This window comes from Stenotrophomonas sp. 05N37 (assembly GCF_056397365.1).
The window spans coordinates 83223-97362 of record NZ_JBFTNG010000009.1 but is presented as its reverse complement, the minus strand read 5'-3'; the positions used below and the strand labels follow the sequence as shown (position 1 = coordinate 97362).

At 69.5% G+C, this 14140-nt stretch carries 15 protein-coding genes; 10 read left to right on the top strand and 5 right to left on the bottom strand.

Annotated features, from left to right (window positions below; genetic code table 11):
* Positions 1-306 precede the first annotated feature (306 nt).
* Both AC1DGC_RS18830 and AC1DGC_RS18825 read right to left on the bottom strand, forming a co-directional pair.
* Positions 307-1260, bottom strand: a complete 954-nt coding sequence (locus AC1DGC_RS18830) for a histone (protein ID WP_394162940.1) — start codon at positions 1258-1260, stop codon at positions 307-309.
* 446 nt (positions 1261-1706) lie between these two features.
* Positions 1707-2195: a hypothetical protein gene (locus AC1DGC_RS18825; protein WP_478048574.1), complete on the bottom strand. Its 489-nt coding sequence runs from the start codon at positions 2193-2195 to the stop codon at positions 1707-1709.
* Positions 2196-2615: 420 nt separating this feature from the next.
* Between AC1DGC_RS18825 and AC1DGC_RS18820 the strand changes: the two genes are divergently transcribed.
* The 10 genes from AC1DGC_RS18820 (at position 2616) to AC1DGC_RS18775 (ending at position 11275) form a co-directional block, all read left to right on the top strand.
* Complete coding sequence (locus tag AC1DGC_RS18820) at positions 2616-4043, top strand: Do family serine endopeptidase (RefSeq protein WP_259206606.1); 1428 nt, start codon at positions 2616-2618, stop codon at positions 4041-4043.
* A gap of 133 nt (positions 4044-4176) precedes the next feature.
* Positions 4177-4542, top strand: coding sequence for a hypothetical protein (locus AC1DGC_RS18815; RefSeq protein WP_256777031.1), 366 nt, complete (start codon positions 4177-4179; stop codon positions 4540-4542).
* Positions 4543-4548: 6 nt separating this feature from the next.
* On the top strand, positions 4549-5049 hold the full coding sequence (locus tag AC1DGC_RS18810) for a phage holin family protein (RefSeq protein ID WP_259206609.1): 501 nt from the start codon (positions 4549-4551) through the stop codon (positions 5047-5049).
* Positions 5046-5504, top strand: coding sequence for a protein sip-5 (locus tag AC1DGC_RS18805; RefSeq protein ID WP_394162935.1), 459 nt, complete (start codon positions 5046-5048; stop codon positions 5502-5504). The genes AC1DGC_RS18810 and AC1DGC_RS18805 overlap by 4 nt, the downstream gene beginning before the upstream one ends.
* A 116-nt stretch (positions 5505-5620) precedes the next feature.
* Positions 5621-6712, top strand: a complete 1092-nt coding sequence (locus AC1DGC_RS18800) for an AI-2E family transporter (protein WP_394162933.1) — start codon at positions 5621-5623, stop codon at positions 6710-6712.
* Positions 6713-6797: 85 nt separating this feature from the next.
* Positions 6798-7274, top strand: coding sequence for a hypothetical protein (locus AC1DGC_RS18795; protein ID WP_478048573.1), 477 nt, complete (start codon positions 6798-6800; stop codon positions 7272-7274).
* A 65-nt stretch (positions 7275-7339) separates the two neighbouring features.
* Positions 7340-8050, top strand: coding sequence for an HAD family hydrolase (locus AC1DGC_RS18790; RefSeq protein WP_449335549.1), 711 nt, complete (start codon positions 7340-7342; stop codon positions 8048-8050).
* A 28-nt stretch (positions 8051-8078) separates the two neighbouring features.
* Positions 8079-9449, top strand: coding sequence for a leucyl aminopeptidase family protein (locus tag AC1DGC_RS18785; RefSeq protein ID WP_478048572.1), 1371 nt, complete (start codon positions 8079-8081; stop codon positions 9447-9449).
* Positions 9450-9605: 156 nt separating this feature from the next.
* A complete protein-coding gene (locus AC1DGC_RS18780) occupies positions 9606-10718 on the top strand; it encodes a catalase family peroxidase (protein ID WP_394162927.1) in 1113 nt (370 codons plus the stop codon).
* Positions 10715-11275, top strand: coding sequence for a cytochrome b (locus tag AC1DGC_RS18775; protein ID WP_259206617.1), 561 nt, complete (start codon positions 10715-10717; stop codon positions 11273-11275). Before AC1DGC_RS18780 ends, AC1DGC_RS18775 begins: the two co-directional genes overlap by 4 nt.
* 19 nt (positions 11276-11294) lie before the next feature.
* Here AC1DGC_RS18775 and AC1DGC_RS18770 read toward each other — a convergent pair whose 3' ends face one another.
* From AC1DGC_RS18770 to AC1DGC_RS18760, 3 genes are read right to left on the bottom strand one after another with little or no spacing between them, the layout of a single operon-like run.
* Complete coding sequence (locus tag AC1DGC_RS18770) at positions 11295-12260, bottom strand: hypothetical protein (RefSeq protein ID WP_478048571.1); 966 nt, start codon at positions 12258-12260, stop codon at positions 11295-11297.
* A gap of 40 nt (positions 12261-12300) precedes the next feature.
* Positions 12301-12903 carry a response regulator transcription factor gene (locus AC1DGC_RS18765; protein WP_259206619.1) on the bottom strand — a complete coding sequence of 201 codons (603 nt, stop codon included), beginning with the start codon at positions 12901-12903 and terminating at the stop codon, positions 12301-12303.
* Complete coding sequence (locus AC1DGC_RS18760) at positions 12900-14126, bottom strand: sensor histidine kinase (protein WP_478048570.1); 1227 nt, start codon at positions 14124-14126, stop codon at positions 12900-12902. The genes AC1DGC_RS18765 and AC1DGC_RS18760 overlap by 4 nt, the downstream gene beginning before the upstream one ends.
* Between the last annotated feature and the right edge of the window lie 14 nt (positions 14127-14140).

The following is a 14140-nucleotide window of genomic DNA, read 5'->3' as shown; positions in this document are numbered from 1 at the left end:
GCAGCCGGCGTGCTCCACCAGCGGGCGTCGATCGTGCAGGTAGTACCGACCAACACGTCGGGGCGCCCGGTGCGCTCGTGCGTCTCACAATGGTGTCGGTGGCCGCGGTGGCGGCGGGTGGTAGGCGACGATGCTGCGCTGGCAGCGGCCTGGCGGGTCTACCCGGCGGGCGAAAGTGCGGAGAAGGCGGTGATCTTCTGGTCGGTCCTGACCGCCATGGCGCGGGTCCTCGCGCGCGTGCGCGGGTGTATCCGTCTGCGACCGCGTCACGACGCCTGCCCGGAGGCAGGCGCCGTGCTTACCGACTTACTTGCGGGCGCGCTTGGCCGGGGCCTTGCGGGCCACGGTCTTGGCGGCGCTGGCACGCTTGGCCGGTGCAGCCTTGCGGGCCACGGACTTCTTGGACACGGCCTTCTTGGCGGTCGCGGTCTTCTTGGCCACAGCCTTCTTGGCCACGGCGACCTTCTTGCCGACGGTCTTGCGGGCGACGGCGGTCTTCTTGCCGACGACCTTCTTGGCAGCCGCGGTCTTCTTGGTCACGCCCTTCTTGGCGGTGGCGACCTTCTTGCCGACGACCTTCTTGGCAGCGACGGTCTTCTTGCCGACGACCTTCTTGGCGGCGGCGGTCTTCTTGCCGACGGCCTTCTTGGCCACGGCCGACTTCTTGGCGACGGCCTTCTTGGCCACGGCGACCTTCTTGCCGACCGTCTTCTTGGCTACGGCAGTCTTCTTGCCGGCAACCTTCTTGGCGGTCGCGGTCTTCTTGGCGACGGCCTTCTTGGCCACGGCGACCTTCTTGCCGACGACCTTCTTGGCGGTCGCGGTCTTCTTGGTCACGGCCTTCTTGGCGGTGGCGACCTTCTTGCCGGCAACCTTCTTGGCAGCCTTGGTGGTCTTGGTCACGGCCTTTTCAGCGGCAACCTTCTTCTTGGCGACCTGCTTCTTCAGCGAGGCGGCTTCGGCCTTGGCGTTGCTCTTGGCCGCTTCCAGCTTCTTCTTGGTCGCAGCCAGGGTCTTGCCGACCGACTTGGCGGCCTTGTCAGCCTTCTTGGCGACGGTCTTCTCGGCCTTCTGCACGGCCTTCTTGACCTTGGCGACCTGGGTGGTGGCAGCCTTGCGCGCGCGCTTGACGGTCTTCTTCACCGAGGCAACTGCATCTTCAGCGGTGGTGGCGATGGTCTCGCCCACTTTGCCGGCCACTTCCTTCACTTCGTCGACGCCCTGCGACAGGGTCGCGGTCACACCATTACCGTTGCTCATGATTGCCTCCTAAGGGGCCTGGTTAGTCAAATCGCTGGCGATGCTATACCGGCGCGGTCCATCGTGGAACGGTCTTGTCGCACGCCATGAGCCGCATCTGTGCTTGGCGGGCCGGCGATGCGCGCGCCCGGCGAACCGGGCATCTGCACCAAACCCCTTCAAAACAGCTTCCGTACCTGTAACAGAACAGGCCGCAGCAGCCCTCCTTGAGGATGTCGAACAGAATGGCGGCGGTGTGCAATTGGCCGTCGTACTCGATCTGTTCGTTGCCCTTTATCTCCACAACTGCGCCGTCTTCGCGCTCGAAACGGCAGGGGGGTGTGCGCCGGATTTGCCTCCGCGACCCGTACGCCCTGGAACGCGGCGAGCTTGAAACCGACGGTGGTGCAGCCCTTCAACCTCTGCGTGTGGGCGTCGCGGTGGATGTCCTTGAACTGCTCGAACGGTCAGTCGATGGGGACGTTGGCCGTCTTCGGAATCGCGCTGTCCACCCGGTGATGCGCGGCGACCTGGATGTCGACATGGGCCATGGGTGACGTATCGTCGGCGGCGACGAAGCAGGCCGACAGCCGGGCCGGGGCCGGGGCGGCGAACGGCATCGCCTGCGGGTTGAACCGGTGCCGGTAGGCCGGCAGCGCGCAGGAAAACACGTCCACGTTTTCCCTGCGCTTGCGGCAGCCCAGCATCACGTTGCGGGATGACGCCGGGCTCGGCTCGCGTAGCAATCGGCCGTCCCTGCGCCTGCTCCGGATGAACTCGCCCGCGTCCGGGTGGATCATGTTGACGGTGCCGATCCGCGCGCCGCGGGGACCCTGGACCTTCGGCAGGATGCCGACCATCGCGTCGTCGACGGTGCAGGCCGCGGTGTAGTGGATGGTGCGGGTGGCAGGCTTGTGTGCCGGCGGCGCGCAGGCAGGCGGCGTCGCTATCGGCATCGAGCGGCTCGCCCTGCCGGGTCTTGAACCGGTAATGGCGGTCCCGGGTGTGCAGCGGGCCCGGCTGCGGCGGGACGCGGTCGGCGCGGGGCGCGTGGCGGATCACGACCAGCGGTGGCGTGCTCATCGATGCAGGCTCCATCGGGCAACCGGGGCTGCCCGAACGTGGTGGCGCGATGTGCTTGCCCCAGCCAGCAGACCCAACTCCTTGGGGCAGTCCCGATCGGCAACGCAACATCTTGTGGCCGATGCCCGGCCAGCTTACCCCGACCCAGGGCGCTGTCAACGCCGCCGGGAAGGGCGCTCGCGATCCCGCAGCGGACCGGATTTCATTCGCGGTTTAGGCGCGGGCGGACACACTCATTCAGCTTGCTTTACCGTATGCGTGCCTCTCCCTCTTCGTTACGGAACCGCCGGACCATGCGACCGCTCCCGACCCTGCTCACGCTCGCGCTTGCCGCCGCCTTCGGTGGCTTCGTGGCCTCGGCCATCAACGTGCACCTGGACAACCGCGCCGAAGCGGCGCCGGTGTCGCTGGCCATCCCGGCCACTGCCGCGCTGCCCGCTTCGGTGGCCGGGCAGGCGGTGCCTTCGCTGGCACCGATGCTGGACCGGGCGATGCCGGCGGTGGTCAGCGTGAACACCAAGCAGGTGGTGCGGGTGCGCAACCCGTACTTCAACGACCCGTTCTTCCGCCGGCTGTTCCCGGAAGTGCCGCAGGAACGCATCAACGAGTCGCTCGGCTCGGGTGTCATCATCGATGCCAGCGCCGGCCTTGTGCTGACCAACCACCACGTGATCGACAACGCCGACGACGTGCAGGTGACGCTGGCCGACGGGCGCACGGTCAAGGCCGAGTTCATCGGCTCGGACCGCGATACCGACATCGCGCTGATCCGCATCCCGGCCGACAAGCTCACCGCGTTGCCGCTGGGCAACAGCGACCAGCTGCGCGTGGGCGACTTCGTGGTGGCCATCGGCAACCCGTTCGGCTTCAGCCAGACGGTGACGTCGGGCATCGTCTCGGCCGTGGGCCGCAGCGGCATCCGCGGGCTCGGCTACCAGAACTTCATCCAGACCGACGCCTCGATCAACCCGGGCAACTCGGGCGGCGCGCTGGTCAACCTGCAGGGCCAGCTGGTGGGCATCAACACCGCCAGCTTCAACCCGCAGGGCAGCATGGCCGGCAACATCGGCCTGGGCCTGGCCATCCCCTCCAACCTGGCGCGCGACGTGGTCGACCAGCTGGTCAAGCATGGCGTGGTGGTGCGCGGCACGCTCGGCGTGGAAGCGCAGAACCTGACCCAGCAGATCGCCCAAGGCCTGGGCCTGAGCGAGGCACGCGGCGCGCTGGTGACGCGGGTGCTGGCCGGTTCCGGTGCCGCCGCCGCCGGGCTGCGCCCGGGCGACGTGGTGGTGTCGGCCAACGGCCAGCGCGTGGACAGCGCGCAGGCACTGCACAACATCGAGGGCCTGCAGCCGGTGGGCAGCGTGCTCAGCCTGGATATCCGCCGCGACGGCAAGCCGCTGCAGCTCAAGGCCACGCTGAAGGAACAGGCGCGCGCGGTGAGCGGCGATGCGCTGGACCCGCGCCTGACCGGCGCCACCTTCATCGACCTGCCCGAATCGCTGCGCCAGGCCGGCATCAGCGGCGTGCAGGTGAGCGAGGTCAAGCGTGGCAGCCGCGCGGCGACGTCGGGATTGGCCGCCGGCGACGTGATCATGGAAGCCAGCGTGGGCGAGTTCGCCGACCTGGCCAGCTGGCGCGCCAACTTCCAGCAGCGCCCACCGCAGCTGGTGCTGCGGATCATGCGCGGCAATACGCCGGGCGTACTGGTGATGCGCTGAACGGGTCAGGCGGTCTTCGCGCGCATCTCACGTGAGCTAACACCCCCTACACCCGGCCGATGCTATTACCTTGTGTTCGTTACCGCGGCACCGCCACGGTCACCTTCCCCATCGCACAAAACGGAGAGTCACGATGAGCCCCACCAATACCGAGAACCTGAAGGAACACCTGGGCGAAGCCGGTTCGCACCTGAAGTCCGCGGCTAGCGCCGCCGGCGGTGCGATCAAGGGCGCCACCGGCGCTGCCGGCGATGAACTGCGCATCGGCAAGGCCAACGTCAAGGCCGAGCTGTCCGATACCGCGCTGTCCGGCCTGGCCGCGGCCGAGTTTGGTGGCGCCGCCGCCAAGGAACAGGTGGATGCACTGATGGACAAGGGCAAGGACCTGGTCGACAGCGCCGCCGAACTCATCCGCGAGCGTCCGCTGGCCTCGTTCGGCGTGGCCTTCGCTGCCGGCTGGATCATCGCCAAGCTGGCCCGCAGCGGCGGCGACAAGTAAGTCGGCGTGAGCGATCAAGCCCAGTCGACCGCTACCGGTGGCGCGGAATCCCCGCCACCGGACAGCGGTGAAAAAGCGCCCCACCTGGACGAGAGCATCCGCCAGGTTGGCGCGGCCGGCCGCGATACCGTCGAGTCGGCCAAGCACACGCTACGCTCGCTGCGACGGTTGGCCTCGGCCGACTTCGCCCTCGCGCGCAGCGCCTTCGGGCGTGCGTTGGCGTGGAGCGGGGTAGCGATCGTGTTCGGCGCCTCGGCGTGGCTGCTGCTTGCCGGCACGCTGATCGCGCTGATGCAGCGCTGGGGAATGTCCTGGTTCCACTCGCTGCTGATCACCTCGATCCTCAGCCTGCTGGTGACCGGGTATGCAATGTGGCGGGTGTCGTTCTTCTTCCGCCATACCGGCATGCATGCCACCCGCCGCCAGTTGTCGCGGCTGGGCCTGTATGACGAACCGAGCGAGGACGATCCCGATGCCGACGTCGACACGACGGGGGCCAAGCGATGAACTTTGAAGCCTTGCGGCAACGCGTGCAGCGCGCCGAGCTGGTGGTGGCGGTGCGGGTGGAAAAGACCCGCACCAGCTGGTTCACCCTCAGCACCGCCTGGCGTGCCGGCTGGACGCCGCTGCGCATCATTACCGTGGGCCTGGCCGGCGGCTTCCTGGCCGGCAAGCTGGAGCCGACCGGTCTGGGGGCCAAGGTGCAGGGCGCACGCTGGCTGCAGATGATCGGCTCGGTGTCCAACCTGCTGGCCAGTACCCAGGCCGCGTTCGCCTCGATGCAGGCCAGCGAGGCGGCCGATACCGCCGAGCAGGCCGCCGACAAGGTGGACGAGGCGACCGACGACCTGCCCCGCGCGGCCGCGCCGAAACCGCGCGTGGCACCGGAAACCCGCGTGGACCCGGCCGCCCCGCGCCAGCCGCAGCCGGCCGAAGCGGCCACCGATCTTTCCGAACGCTGACCCGGCCCGGCCCCGTCGCATGCCGCGCCGGGGCCTCGCTTTTCGTGCACGTTCACAACACGCCACCCGCACCCGGCTTGCCCAATAATGGCGCTCCTTCCCTGCCCGGCGCCCGCATGAGCGTACCTGCCGCAACACCCGACGACGTTGTCGCCGCTCCGCCGCCGCCGCGTCCCCGGGCACCGATGTCACTGGTGGTGCTGGCCACGCTGGCCGTCGCGTTCACCCTCTGGGCGGCGCAGGAAGTGATCCTGCCGATCCTGCTGGCGATGTTCTTCGCGCTGGTCGGCAACCCGATCCTGCGGTTGCTCGGCAAGCTGTGGATTCCGCGCTTCCTCGGTGCGGTGCTGGTGATCGGCGCAGGCCTGAGCGCGGCCACGGCGCTGGGCGTGCAGCTGGTCGGCCCGGCCATGGAGTGGGCGCAGGAAGCGCCGCAGCAGCTGCGCAAGGTGGCGCGCCAGGTGCAGGACCTGACCAAGCCGGTGCAGCAGGCCAACCAGGCCGCGGAGAACTTCGCACGGGTGGCTGGCGGCGAAGGCAGCCGTCGCGTGCAGATCGTGCGCACCCAGCTGGACGACCCCTACAAGGTGCTCACCCGTGCGCCGCGGCTGGCCGCTTCGGTGCTGGCGGTGGTGCTGCTGACGCTGTTCTTCATGATCTACGGGCAGAGCCTGCAGAAGCATGCGATCGCGCTGTTCCCCAGCCGCCAGCAGCAGCGCTTCACCACCGATATCCTGCGCTCGATCGAGCGCGAGGTGTCGCGCTATGTCCTCACCATCACGGTGATCAACGCGCTGGTCGGACTGGTGTTTTCCGGGGTGTTGCTGCTGCTCGGGATCAGCCTGCAGGAAGCGCTGCTATGGGGCACGGTGGCCGCACTGTTGAACTTCGCGCCTTACGTGGGCCCGCTGATCGGCGTGGCGCTGATGCTGCTGATGGGCTTCGTCGAGTTCAGCGATCCGCTCAAGGCGTTGTTGCCGGCAGCCTGCTACCTGGCCCTGCACACGGTGGAGGGCCAGGTGGTGACGCCGATCGTGCTGGGCCGGCGCATGGCGATCTCGCCGCTGATCCTGATCCTGTCGCTGCTGGTGTTCGGCTGGCTGTGGGGCATGGTGGGCCTGCTGCTGGCGGTGCCGCTGCTGGTCTGTATCAAGCTGGTGCTGGCCCGGCTGGACGGGATGCAGGGCTGGGCACGCCTGCTGGAGTGAGCAGGCCGGGCCAGGGTCATGGCTGGCCGCGCAAGCGCCGATGCTGCCAGAATACCGGCCCTTTCTCGGATGGATCCCGGCCCTGATGTCTTCCTTCGCAGCCCGTTGCCTCGCCCTTGCCGGCCTCGTCACCCTCGCCGCGCCGGCGTTGGCCGCTCCCCAGCCCAGCGCCGAAGTGGCCAGCCGCCAACTGGTCGAGGCGGTCACCTGCAAGCGCCACCTGACCCCTGCGCAGTTTGCCGCCCTGGCGAAGGCGCTCAAGGCAACCGAGCTGCAGGCGTACGGCCCACTGTCCGATGGCGAGTATGCGTTGACCACGCCGCTGCTGGTGCTGGGCCAGCCGGTGAGCCGCCTGCACCTGTACGACGGCGCCAACGGCGAGGACGGTATCGACAGCTACACCGCGTACTTCACCACGGCCGGTATCGAGCAGATCGCCGCCCTCGCCGGGACCCCGCGCAACGCTGCCGGCGACTACACCCGGGAGGTGGGCCGGCATGACCTGAGCGTGCGGCAGGACGATGGCCAGACATCCATCGACTGTTCCTACGACCTGCGCTGAAGGCACTGCACTGCGCTGCCGGCGCGCGCCATGAAAGCCCGCGCGGGCAGGCGTAGAATGGCGGGGTGAATTTCCCCATCCAAGCCATCACCCTCGATCTCGACGACACCCTGTGGCCGTTCGCCCCCATCGGCGCGCGGATCGACCAGGTGTTGTACGACTGGATGCTGCAGCACAGCCCCGCCACCGCCGCGATGTACCCGGTGGCGGCGATGCGGGAACTGCGCGAGCGCTCCTTCCATGCCAACCCGCAGCTGCACCACGATCTGAGCGCGCTGCGCCGGCTGACCCTGCACGAGGCGCTGGAAAACAGCGGCGCCGACCTGTCCCTGGTGGAGCCGGCCTACGAGGCCTTCTACGCCGCGCGCAACCAGGTGGAGTTCTACCCGGACGCACTCGACGCGCTGGCGCGTATCGCGGCCAAGGTGCCGGTGGCCGCGCTCAGCAACGGCAATGCCGACCTGCAGCGGATCGGCCTGGCCCACCATTTCAGCTTCCAGCTGGGCTCGCGCGAGCATGGCGCGGCCAAGCCCGCGGCGAGCATCTTCCACGCCGCCTGCGAGCGCCTGGGCGTAGCCCCCAGCCACGTGCTGCACGTGGGCGACCACGCCGAGATGGACGTGGTCGGGGCGATGCAGGCCGGCCTGCGCGGCTGCTGGATCAACCGCGAGGCGCACGCCTGGCACCATCCTTCGCTGCAGCCCGACCTGCAGTTCGACACCCTGACCGGGCTGGCCGACTGGCTGGATGCCAACGCATCCGCCGGGCGTCCCTGAGCCGGCCGCGAACGGAGCACGACCCCGCATGACCCAGATCACCGGTTTCACCGCCGACTCCTCCAAGGCACTGCCGCTGCACGTGATGAACCGCGAGCAGTTCGCCACGTGGCGCGCGCGGCAGAGCGCCGCGCTGGGCGCCTGGATCGACGCGCAGCACTTCAATGGCAGTGGCGGCAGCGTGGTGCTGTTGCCCGGCGAGCACGGCCTGGCCGGCGCGATCGTCGGGGTGGGCGATGCCGGTGATGCCTATGCCTACGCGCATGCGCCCTTCGCACTGCCCGAGGGCAGCGTGTGGCAGCTGGCCGATGCCCTGCCGGTGGAGATCGAAACCCTGCTGCACCTCGGCTGGGGCCTGGGCAGCTACCGTTTTGCCCGCTACCGCACCCCCAACCGTGCGCCGGCGCAGCTGCTGGCCACGCCGTCGGCCGAAGTGCGCGACGTGGTGACCGCCAGCCTGCGCGTGCGCGACTGGGTCAACACGCCCACCGAAGACATGGGCCCGCAGCAGCTGGAAGACGCGGCGCGCGAACTGGCCGCCGCACACGGCGCGCAGATCGAGGTGATCACCGGCGATGCGCTGCTGGAGCAGAACTTCCCGTCCATCCATGCGGTAGGCCGCGCCTCGCACCGCGCGCCGCGGCTGATCGCGCTGCGCTGGGGTACGGTCGGCCAGCCGCACGTGGCGCTGGTCGGCAAGGGCGTGTGCTTCGACACCGGCGGGCTGGACATCAAGCCGGGCGACGGCATGCGCAACATGAAGAAGGACATGGGCGGCGCCGCGCACGCGCTGGCCCTGGCCGGGCTGGTCATGGCCCAGCAGCTGCCGGTGCAGCTGACGCTGTTGATCGCGGCGGTGGAAAACGCGATCGGTCCCGATGCGTTCCGCCCCGGCGAAGTGATCGCCACCCGCAAGGGCCTCAGCATCGAGATCGACAACACCGACGCCGAGGGCCGGGTGATCCTGGCCGATGCGCTGACCTACGCCAGCGAACAGAAGCCGGAGATCGTGCTCGACTTCGCCACGCTCACCGGCGCGGCCCGCATCGCGCTCGGCCCGGACCTGCCGGCGCTGTTCAGCAACGACGACACCCTGGCCCAGCAGTGGCTGCAGGCCGGCGAGCAGACCCGCGACCCGGTCTGGCGCATGCCGTTGTGGCGCCCGTACCTGCGCTACCTGCACAGCAACATCGCCGACCTGGCCAATGCCGGTTCGCGCATGGCCGGCTCGGTCACCGCGGCGCTGTACCTGGAGCGTTTCATCGCCGACGGCCAGGCCTGGGCGCACCTGGACGTGTATGCCTGGAACGATGGCGAACGCCCGGGCCGTCCGGCCGGTGGCGAAGCCCTGGCGCTGCGCTCGGCGTGGGCGATGCTGAAGGCGCGATACGCCGGCTGAGCCTGCGCGCGCCACGCGGTTGCCGACAGATCCCCGCGCCGGCGGGGATCTGCGTATTGAACAGTTGTCGAAAATGTGAATATCGGTGCCGGCGCCGTTCTGACACCATGCGTCCTGTCGCCCACCCACACGCATCGTGAAGGCAGGATTCCGGACATGTCGCTCTTCGGTTACACCCGCGCCGGCCAGGAGCCGGGCGCCCCGCGGCCGCCGTCGCCGCTGCTGTGGATCGCGCTGATCGCGCTCATCGCCGGCCTGCTGGTGCTGGCCTTCGCCTGGCTGGCCGGCTGGATCGGCCGCGACCGCGTCACCGCGCAGGCCTTCACCGACAGCATCGAGGCCACCGGCCCACCGCACCCCGGGTTCCGCCGCGCGCACACCAAGGGCGTGTGCGTCAGTGGCAGTTTCCAGGGCACGCCGGAGGGCGTGGCGCTGAGTTCGGCGCGCGTGTTCGCCCAGCGCCAGGTGCCGGTGCTGGGCCGGTTGTCGATCGGTGGCGGCGACCCGCATGGGCCTGACGCCAACGCACGGGTGCGCAGCATGGCGCTGCAGCTGGTGAGCGACGATGGCCAGGAATGGCGCACGGCGATGAACAGCTTCCCGTTCTTCGCGGTGCCCACGGCCGAGGCCTTCCTCGAACAGACCCGCGCCGGCATCCCCGACCCGGCTACCGGCAAGCCGGACCCGGCGAAGATGGCCGCGGTGCTGGAAAAGTACCCCAGCGCGCGCGCCTTCCAGCAGTGGGCCAAGACCGCGCCGTGGTCCAACAGCTGGGCCAATACCGCCTATAACGGGGTCAACAGCTTCCGCTTCACCGCTGCCGATGGCCGCAGCCGCGACGTGCGCTGGAGCATGCGGCCACAGGCTGAATTCGTGGAGATGACCGCCGACCAGCGCGCACAGGCCGGGCTGGACTACCTGGCCGACGAGTTCCAGCAGCGGCTGGCGCAGGGCCCGGTGCGCTGGGACATGTGGGTGACCATCGCCGAAGAGGGCGACCCGGTCGATGATCCCTCGCAGGTGTGGCCGATGCAGCGTCGCCAGGTCAAGGTGGGCACGCTCAGCCTGGCCGCCATGCAGCCGCAGGCCGACGGCGCCTGCCGCGACCTCAACTATGACCCGTTGATCCTGCCCAGCGGCATCGCCGGCTCCGGCGACCCCATTCTGGCGGCACGTTCGGCGGTGTATTCGCAGTCGTTCAACCGTCGCGAGCGCGAGATCGCCAACGGCACCGGCGCCGCTGCCACCGGCAAGGAAGGTGCGAAATGAAGCGTGATGCCGGCCACTTCAACCTTACCGCGCGGGTGCTGCACTGGCTGATGGCGGCGATGATCCTGACCATGCTGTTCGTCGGCGTGGGCATGGTGGCCGCCCTGCACTGGCGACCGATGCTGGTGGACCTGCACCGCCCGCTGGGCATCGCGATCCTGCTGCTGGTGATCGTGCGCCTGTACAACCGCCTGCGGCATCGCCCGCCGCCGCTGCCGGCCGACCTGCCGGCCTGGCAGGCCGCTGCCGCGCATGCCTCGCACTGGGTGTTGTATGGGGCGATGCTGGCGATGCCGCTGGTGGGCTGGTCGATGCTGTCCGCTGGCGGTTACCCGATCGTGATGTGGTCCGGCTTCAACCTGCCGCCGATCGTGCCGCATGATCCGGCGCTGTACGCGGCACTGCGTAGCGCGCACAGCCTGCTGGCCTATGTGTTGTTCGCCACGGTGGTGGTGCACTTGTCCGCCGCGCTGTTCCACCTGTGGGTGCGCCGCGACGGGGTATTCCAGGCGATGGCGAAGGGCCCGGGGAACACCCGCGACGACCCCACCCGGTAGCGCCGGCCAACGCTCGGTACTACCGGGTGGCGAGGAAGCCGTCGACCAGCGCGCGGTAGCGCTGCCGGTGCTGCTCGCAGCGGGCCCGCACGGTGTCCGGCTTGCCGGTCGCCATGCGTTCGCCCTTGCCCAGCAGCAGGGCGTCGTACTGTGCGCTCTCGTAGCGCTTGCCCTGGTGGCCCACGAACACGTCGGGCAACTGGTAGAACGCGGCCAACGGCAGCGCAGCGCGTGGATCGCGGGCGGGAAGCTCGCGGTTGTTGCCATCGGTCGGCACCGCGGCCGGCCGCAGCGCGCCCTCCACGTGCGGGAGGTTGGCCTCGATCCAGGCGAAGTCTTCCAGCGGCAGCGCGTTCATGCCCAGCTCCAGCGTCCGCAGCTGCGCCAACCCCTGCAGCGCGCCCAGCACGGGAAACGTCTTCGGCGCGCGGAACCAGGTCAAGCGCAACCGCTCCAGGGCGGGCAACGTGGCCAGGAAGCCGAGGTCCTGCACCGGCTGGTCCCAATCCAGGGTGCCGACGATGGCCAGGTCGCGCAACGTGCGCGAACCGCCCAGCCCGGCGAAGTCGCTCACCCGGCGCAGGTTCTCCAGGTGCAGCGCCTGCAAGGCGGGCAGGCGGCCCAGCGGCGACAGGTCGGCCACGCCGGAGACGTACTCCAGCACCAGCTCGCGCAGCCCGGTCATGCCCTCCAGCATCGCCAGCGTCGTCGGCCGGGCGTGGCTGATCCGCAGCGCCGTGAGCTGCGGCAACTGCGCCAGCGCCTGCAACTGTGCCGCGTCGGGCTCGTGCAGGGTCAGCTCGCGCAACTGCGTGAGCTGCAGCACGCGGGTCCAGTGGCGGTCGCGACGGGTCAGCGTCAGCCGGGTGGCGTCGTCGGGCACGTCGGCCACGTCCTCGCTATGGCATGCCCAACGCTGCGCGTTCGGGGTGATGGTCCACACGCCCTCGGCGCGGTCGAGCAGGTCGGCGAAGTGGTGTTTCATCGGCGGCGCATCCGGTCCATGGAGCGCACAGGATACCGGCCTACAACCAGCCTTTCTGCCGCGCCAGCCGATACGCCTCGATCCGGTTGGCCACGCCCAGCTTGCCGATGCATTCGGACAGGTAGTTGCGAACCGTGCCATGCGACAGCCCGAGCTGGGCGGCAATCTCGCTGGCCGAGCGGCCGTCGCCGGACAGGCGCAGCACCTGGCGTTCGCGGTCGTTGAGCGGGTCGGCCTGCGACCAGGCATCCAGCGCCAGCTGCGGGTCGATCGCACGGCCGCCATGCTGCACCTGGCGCAAGGCATCGGCCAGGCGTTCGGCCGGGGCATCCTTGAGCAGGTAGCCGCACACGCCGGCGTCCAGCGCGCGGCGCAGGAAGCCCGAGCGCGCGAACGTGGTCACGATCACGACCTTGATCGGCAGCTGCTGGCGCGCGATGCGCTGGGCCAGCTCCAGGCCGGACAGCCCGGGCATTTCAATGTCGGTGACCAGGATGTCCGGCTGCAGCTGCTGCAACATGCGCCACGCGGTTTCGCCATCGGCCGCGCTGCCCAGCACCTCGATGTCCGGCTCCAGCCCCAGCAGCGCCGACAACGCGCCGCGCACCATCGCCTGGTCTTCGGCCAATACGATGCGGATCATGGCGCGGCTCCGCCCGGGACGGCATCGGCGGCAAGTACCGGCAGTACCGGCGCGGTCGCCGCCGGCAGGGTGACCCGCACCGTGAGGCAGGTGCCCTCGCCCTTCGCCGACTGCAGGGCCAGCGTGCCACGCAGCGCGCTGACGCGTTCGCGCATGCCGCTCAGGCCGTTGCCATCGACGTGGACACCGCCGCGGCCGTCGTCGCGGATCTGCATCAACAGGCTGCGTCCGTCCTGTTCGAAGCTGACCCATGCCTGCCGCGCCTGGGCGTGGCGGGCGACGTTGGTGACCGCCTCGCGCAGGACCAGCGACAGCGCGCGTTCGATATCGACCGGCATCGGCGGCGGCGGTGCGTAGTGCAGGTGCACGTGCTGGTACTCCAGCAGCAACCGCGCCGAGGCCAGCTCGGCGGCCAGATCGCTGGCGCGGATGCCGGTGACCGCACTGCGCACTTCGGCCAGGGCCTGCCGCGCGATGGTCTCGGCCTCGGCCACTTCGCGGCGCGAGCCCAGCGGATCTCGCTCGGCCAGCTTGCGCGAGAGCTCCAGCTTCAGGGTGATCAGGGACAGGGTATGCCCCAACAGGTCGTGCAGGTCGCGGCCGATGCGCTCGCGTTCGGCAGTGGCGGCCAGCCGCCGCACTTCCTCCTGCGACAGCTGCAACGCCGCATCGCGGTCCTTGTTGAGGCGCTCGACGTTGACGATGATGCCGATGATCAGCGCCATCGACGGGATCCACACCACCAGTTGCCACTGGTAGCCCACCCAGAGCGCGATGCCGACGAACAGGCCATTGACCGCCAGCAGCTGCAGCATGTGCCGCCACATCGAGGTGTTGCGGCACACCCGCAACATCACGCAGCCGAAGATGAAGTAGCTGATGCCCGACGGGTACCACGGCAGCAGGACCAGGCCCATCGCCAGCATCGCCATCGCATAGCGCGGCCCATGGTGGCGCGGCGCCAGCAGCAGGCGGACGTACAACGCCAGGAACAGCGGGTAGGTCAGCAGGGTCAGCCACAGCCAGCGCAGCGTGTAGCCATTGCTGAAGATCGGGGTGAAGAACACCCAGCCGGTCCACAGCAGGTGCACCGCGTCGGCCCAGGCCGGCTTGCCACGGCGCAGGTTGTCGGCCACGGACGAATCCGGTGCAGGGCGCAGCAGCGAGGCGATCCAGCGCGATGACACGGGCGGTTCCAGGGCGGGGCGGTCAGGCGCGATCATGCCAGTTTCCTCCG

Excerpts from the sequence above, each read along its gene's own strand:
- AC1DGC_RS18830 (WP_394162940.1), bottom strand. The coding sequence starts at position 1,260 with ATGAGCAACGGTAATGGTGTGACCGCGACCCTGTCGCAGGGCGTCGAC.
- AC1DGC_RS18825 (WP_478048574.1), bottom strand. The coding sequence starts at position 2,195 with ATGCCGATAGCGACGCCGCCTGCCTGCGCGCCGCCGGCACACAAGCCT.
- AC1DGC_RS18820 (WP_259206606.1), top strand. The coding sequence starts at position 2,616 with ATGCGACCGCTCCCGACCCTGCTCACGCTCGCGCTTGCCGCCGCCTTC.
- AC1DGC_RS18815 (WP_256777031.1), top strand. The coding sequence starts at position 4,177 with ATGAGCCCCACCAATACCGAGAACCTGAAGGAACACCTGGGCGAAGCC.
- AC1DGC_RS18805 (WP_394162935.1), top strand. The coding sequence starts at position 5,046 with ATGAACTTTGAAGCCTTGCGGCAACGCGTGCAGCGCGCCGAGCTGGTG.
- AC1DGC_RS18800 (WP_394162933.1), top strand. The coding sequence starts at position 5,621 with ATGAGCGTACCTGCCGCAACACCCGACGACGTTGTCGCCGCTCCGCCG.
- AC1DGC_RS18795 (WP_478048573.1), top strand. The coding sequence starts at position 6,798 with ATGTCTTCCTTCGCAGCCCGTTGCCTCGCCCTTGCCGGCCTCGTCACC.
- AC1DGC_RS18785 (WP_478048572.1), top strand. The coding sequence starts at position 8,079 with ATGACCCAGATCACCGGTTTCACCGCCGACTCCTCCAAGGCACTGCCG.
- AC1DGC_RS18780 (WP_394162927.1), top strand. The coding sequence starts at position 9,606 with ATGTCGCTCTTCGGTTACACCCGCGCCGGCCAGGAGCCGGGCGCCCCG.
- AC1DGC_RS18775 (WP_259206617.1), top strand. The coding sequence starts at position 10,715 with ATGAAGCGTGATGCCGGCCACTTCAACCTTACCGCGCGGGTGCTGCAC.
- AC1DGC_RS18770 (WP_478048571.1), bottom strand. The coding sequence starts at position 12,260 with ATGAAACACCACTTCGCCGACCTGCTCGACCGCGCCGAGGGCGTGTGG.
- AC1DGC_RS18765 (WP_259206619.1), bottom strand. The coding sequence starts at position 12,903 with ATGATCCGCATCGTATTGGCCGAAGACCAGGCGATGGTGCGCGGCGCG.
- AC1DGC_RS18760 (WP_478048570.1), bottom strand. The coding sequence starts at position 14,126 with ATGATCGCGCCTGACCGCCCCGCCCTGGAACCGCCCGTGTCATCGCGC.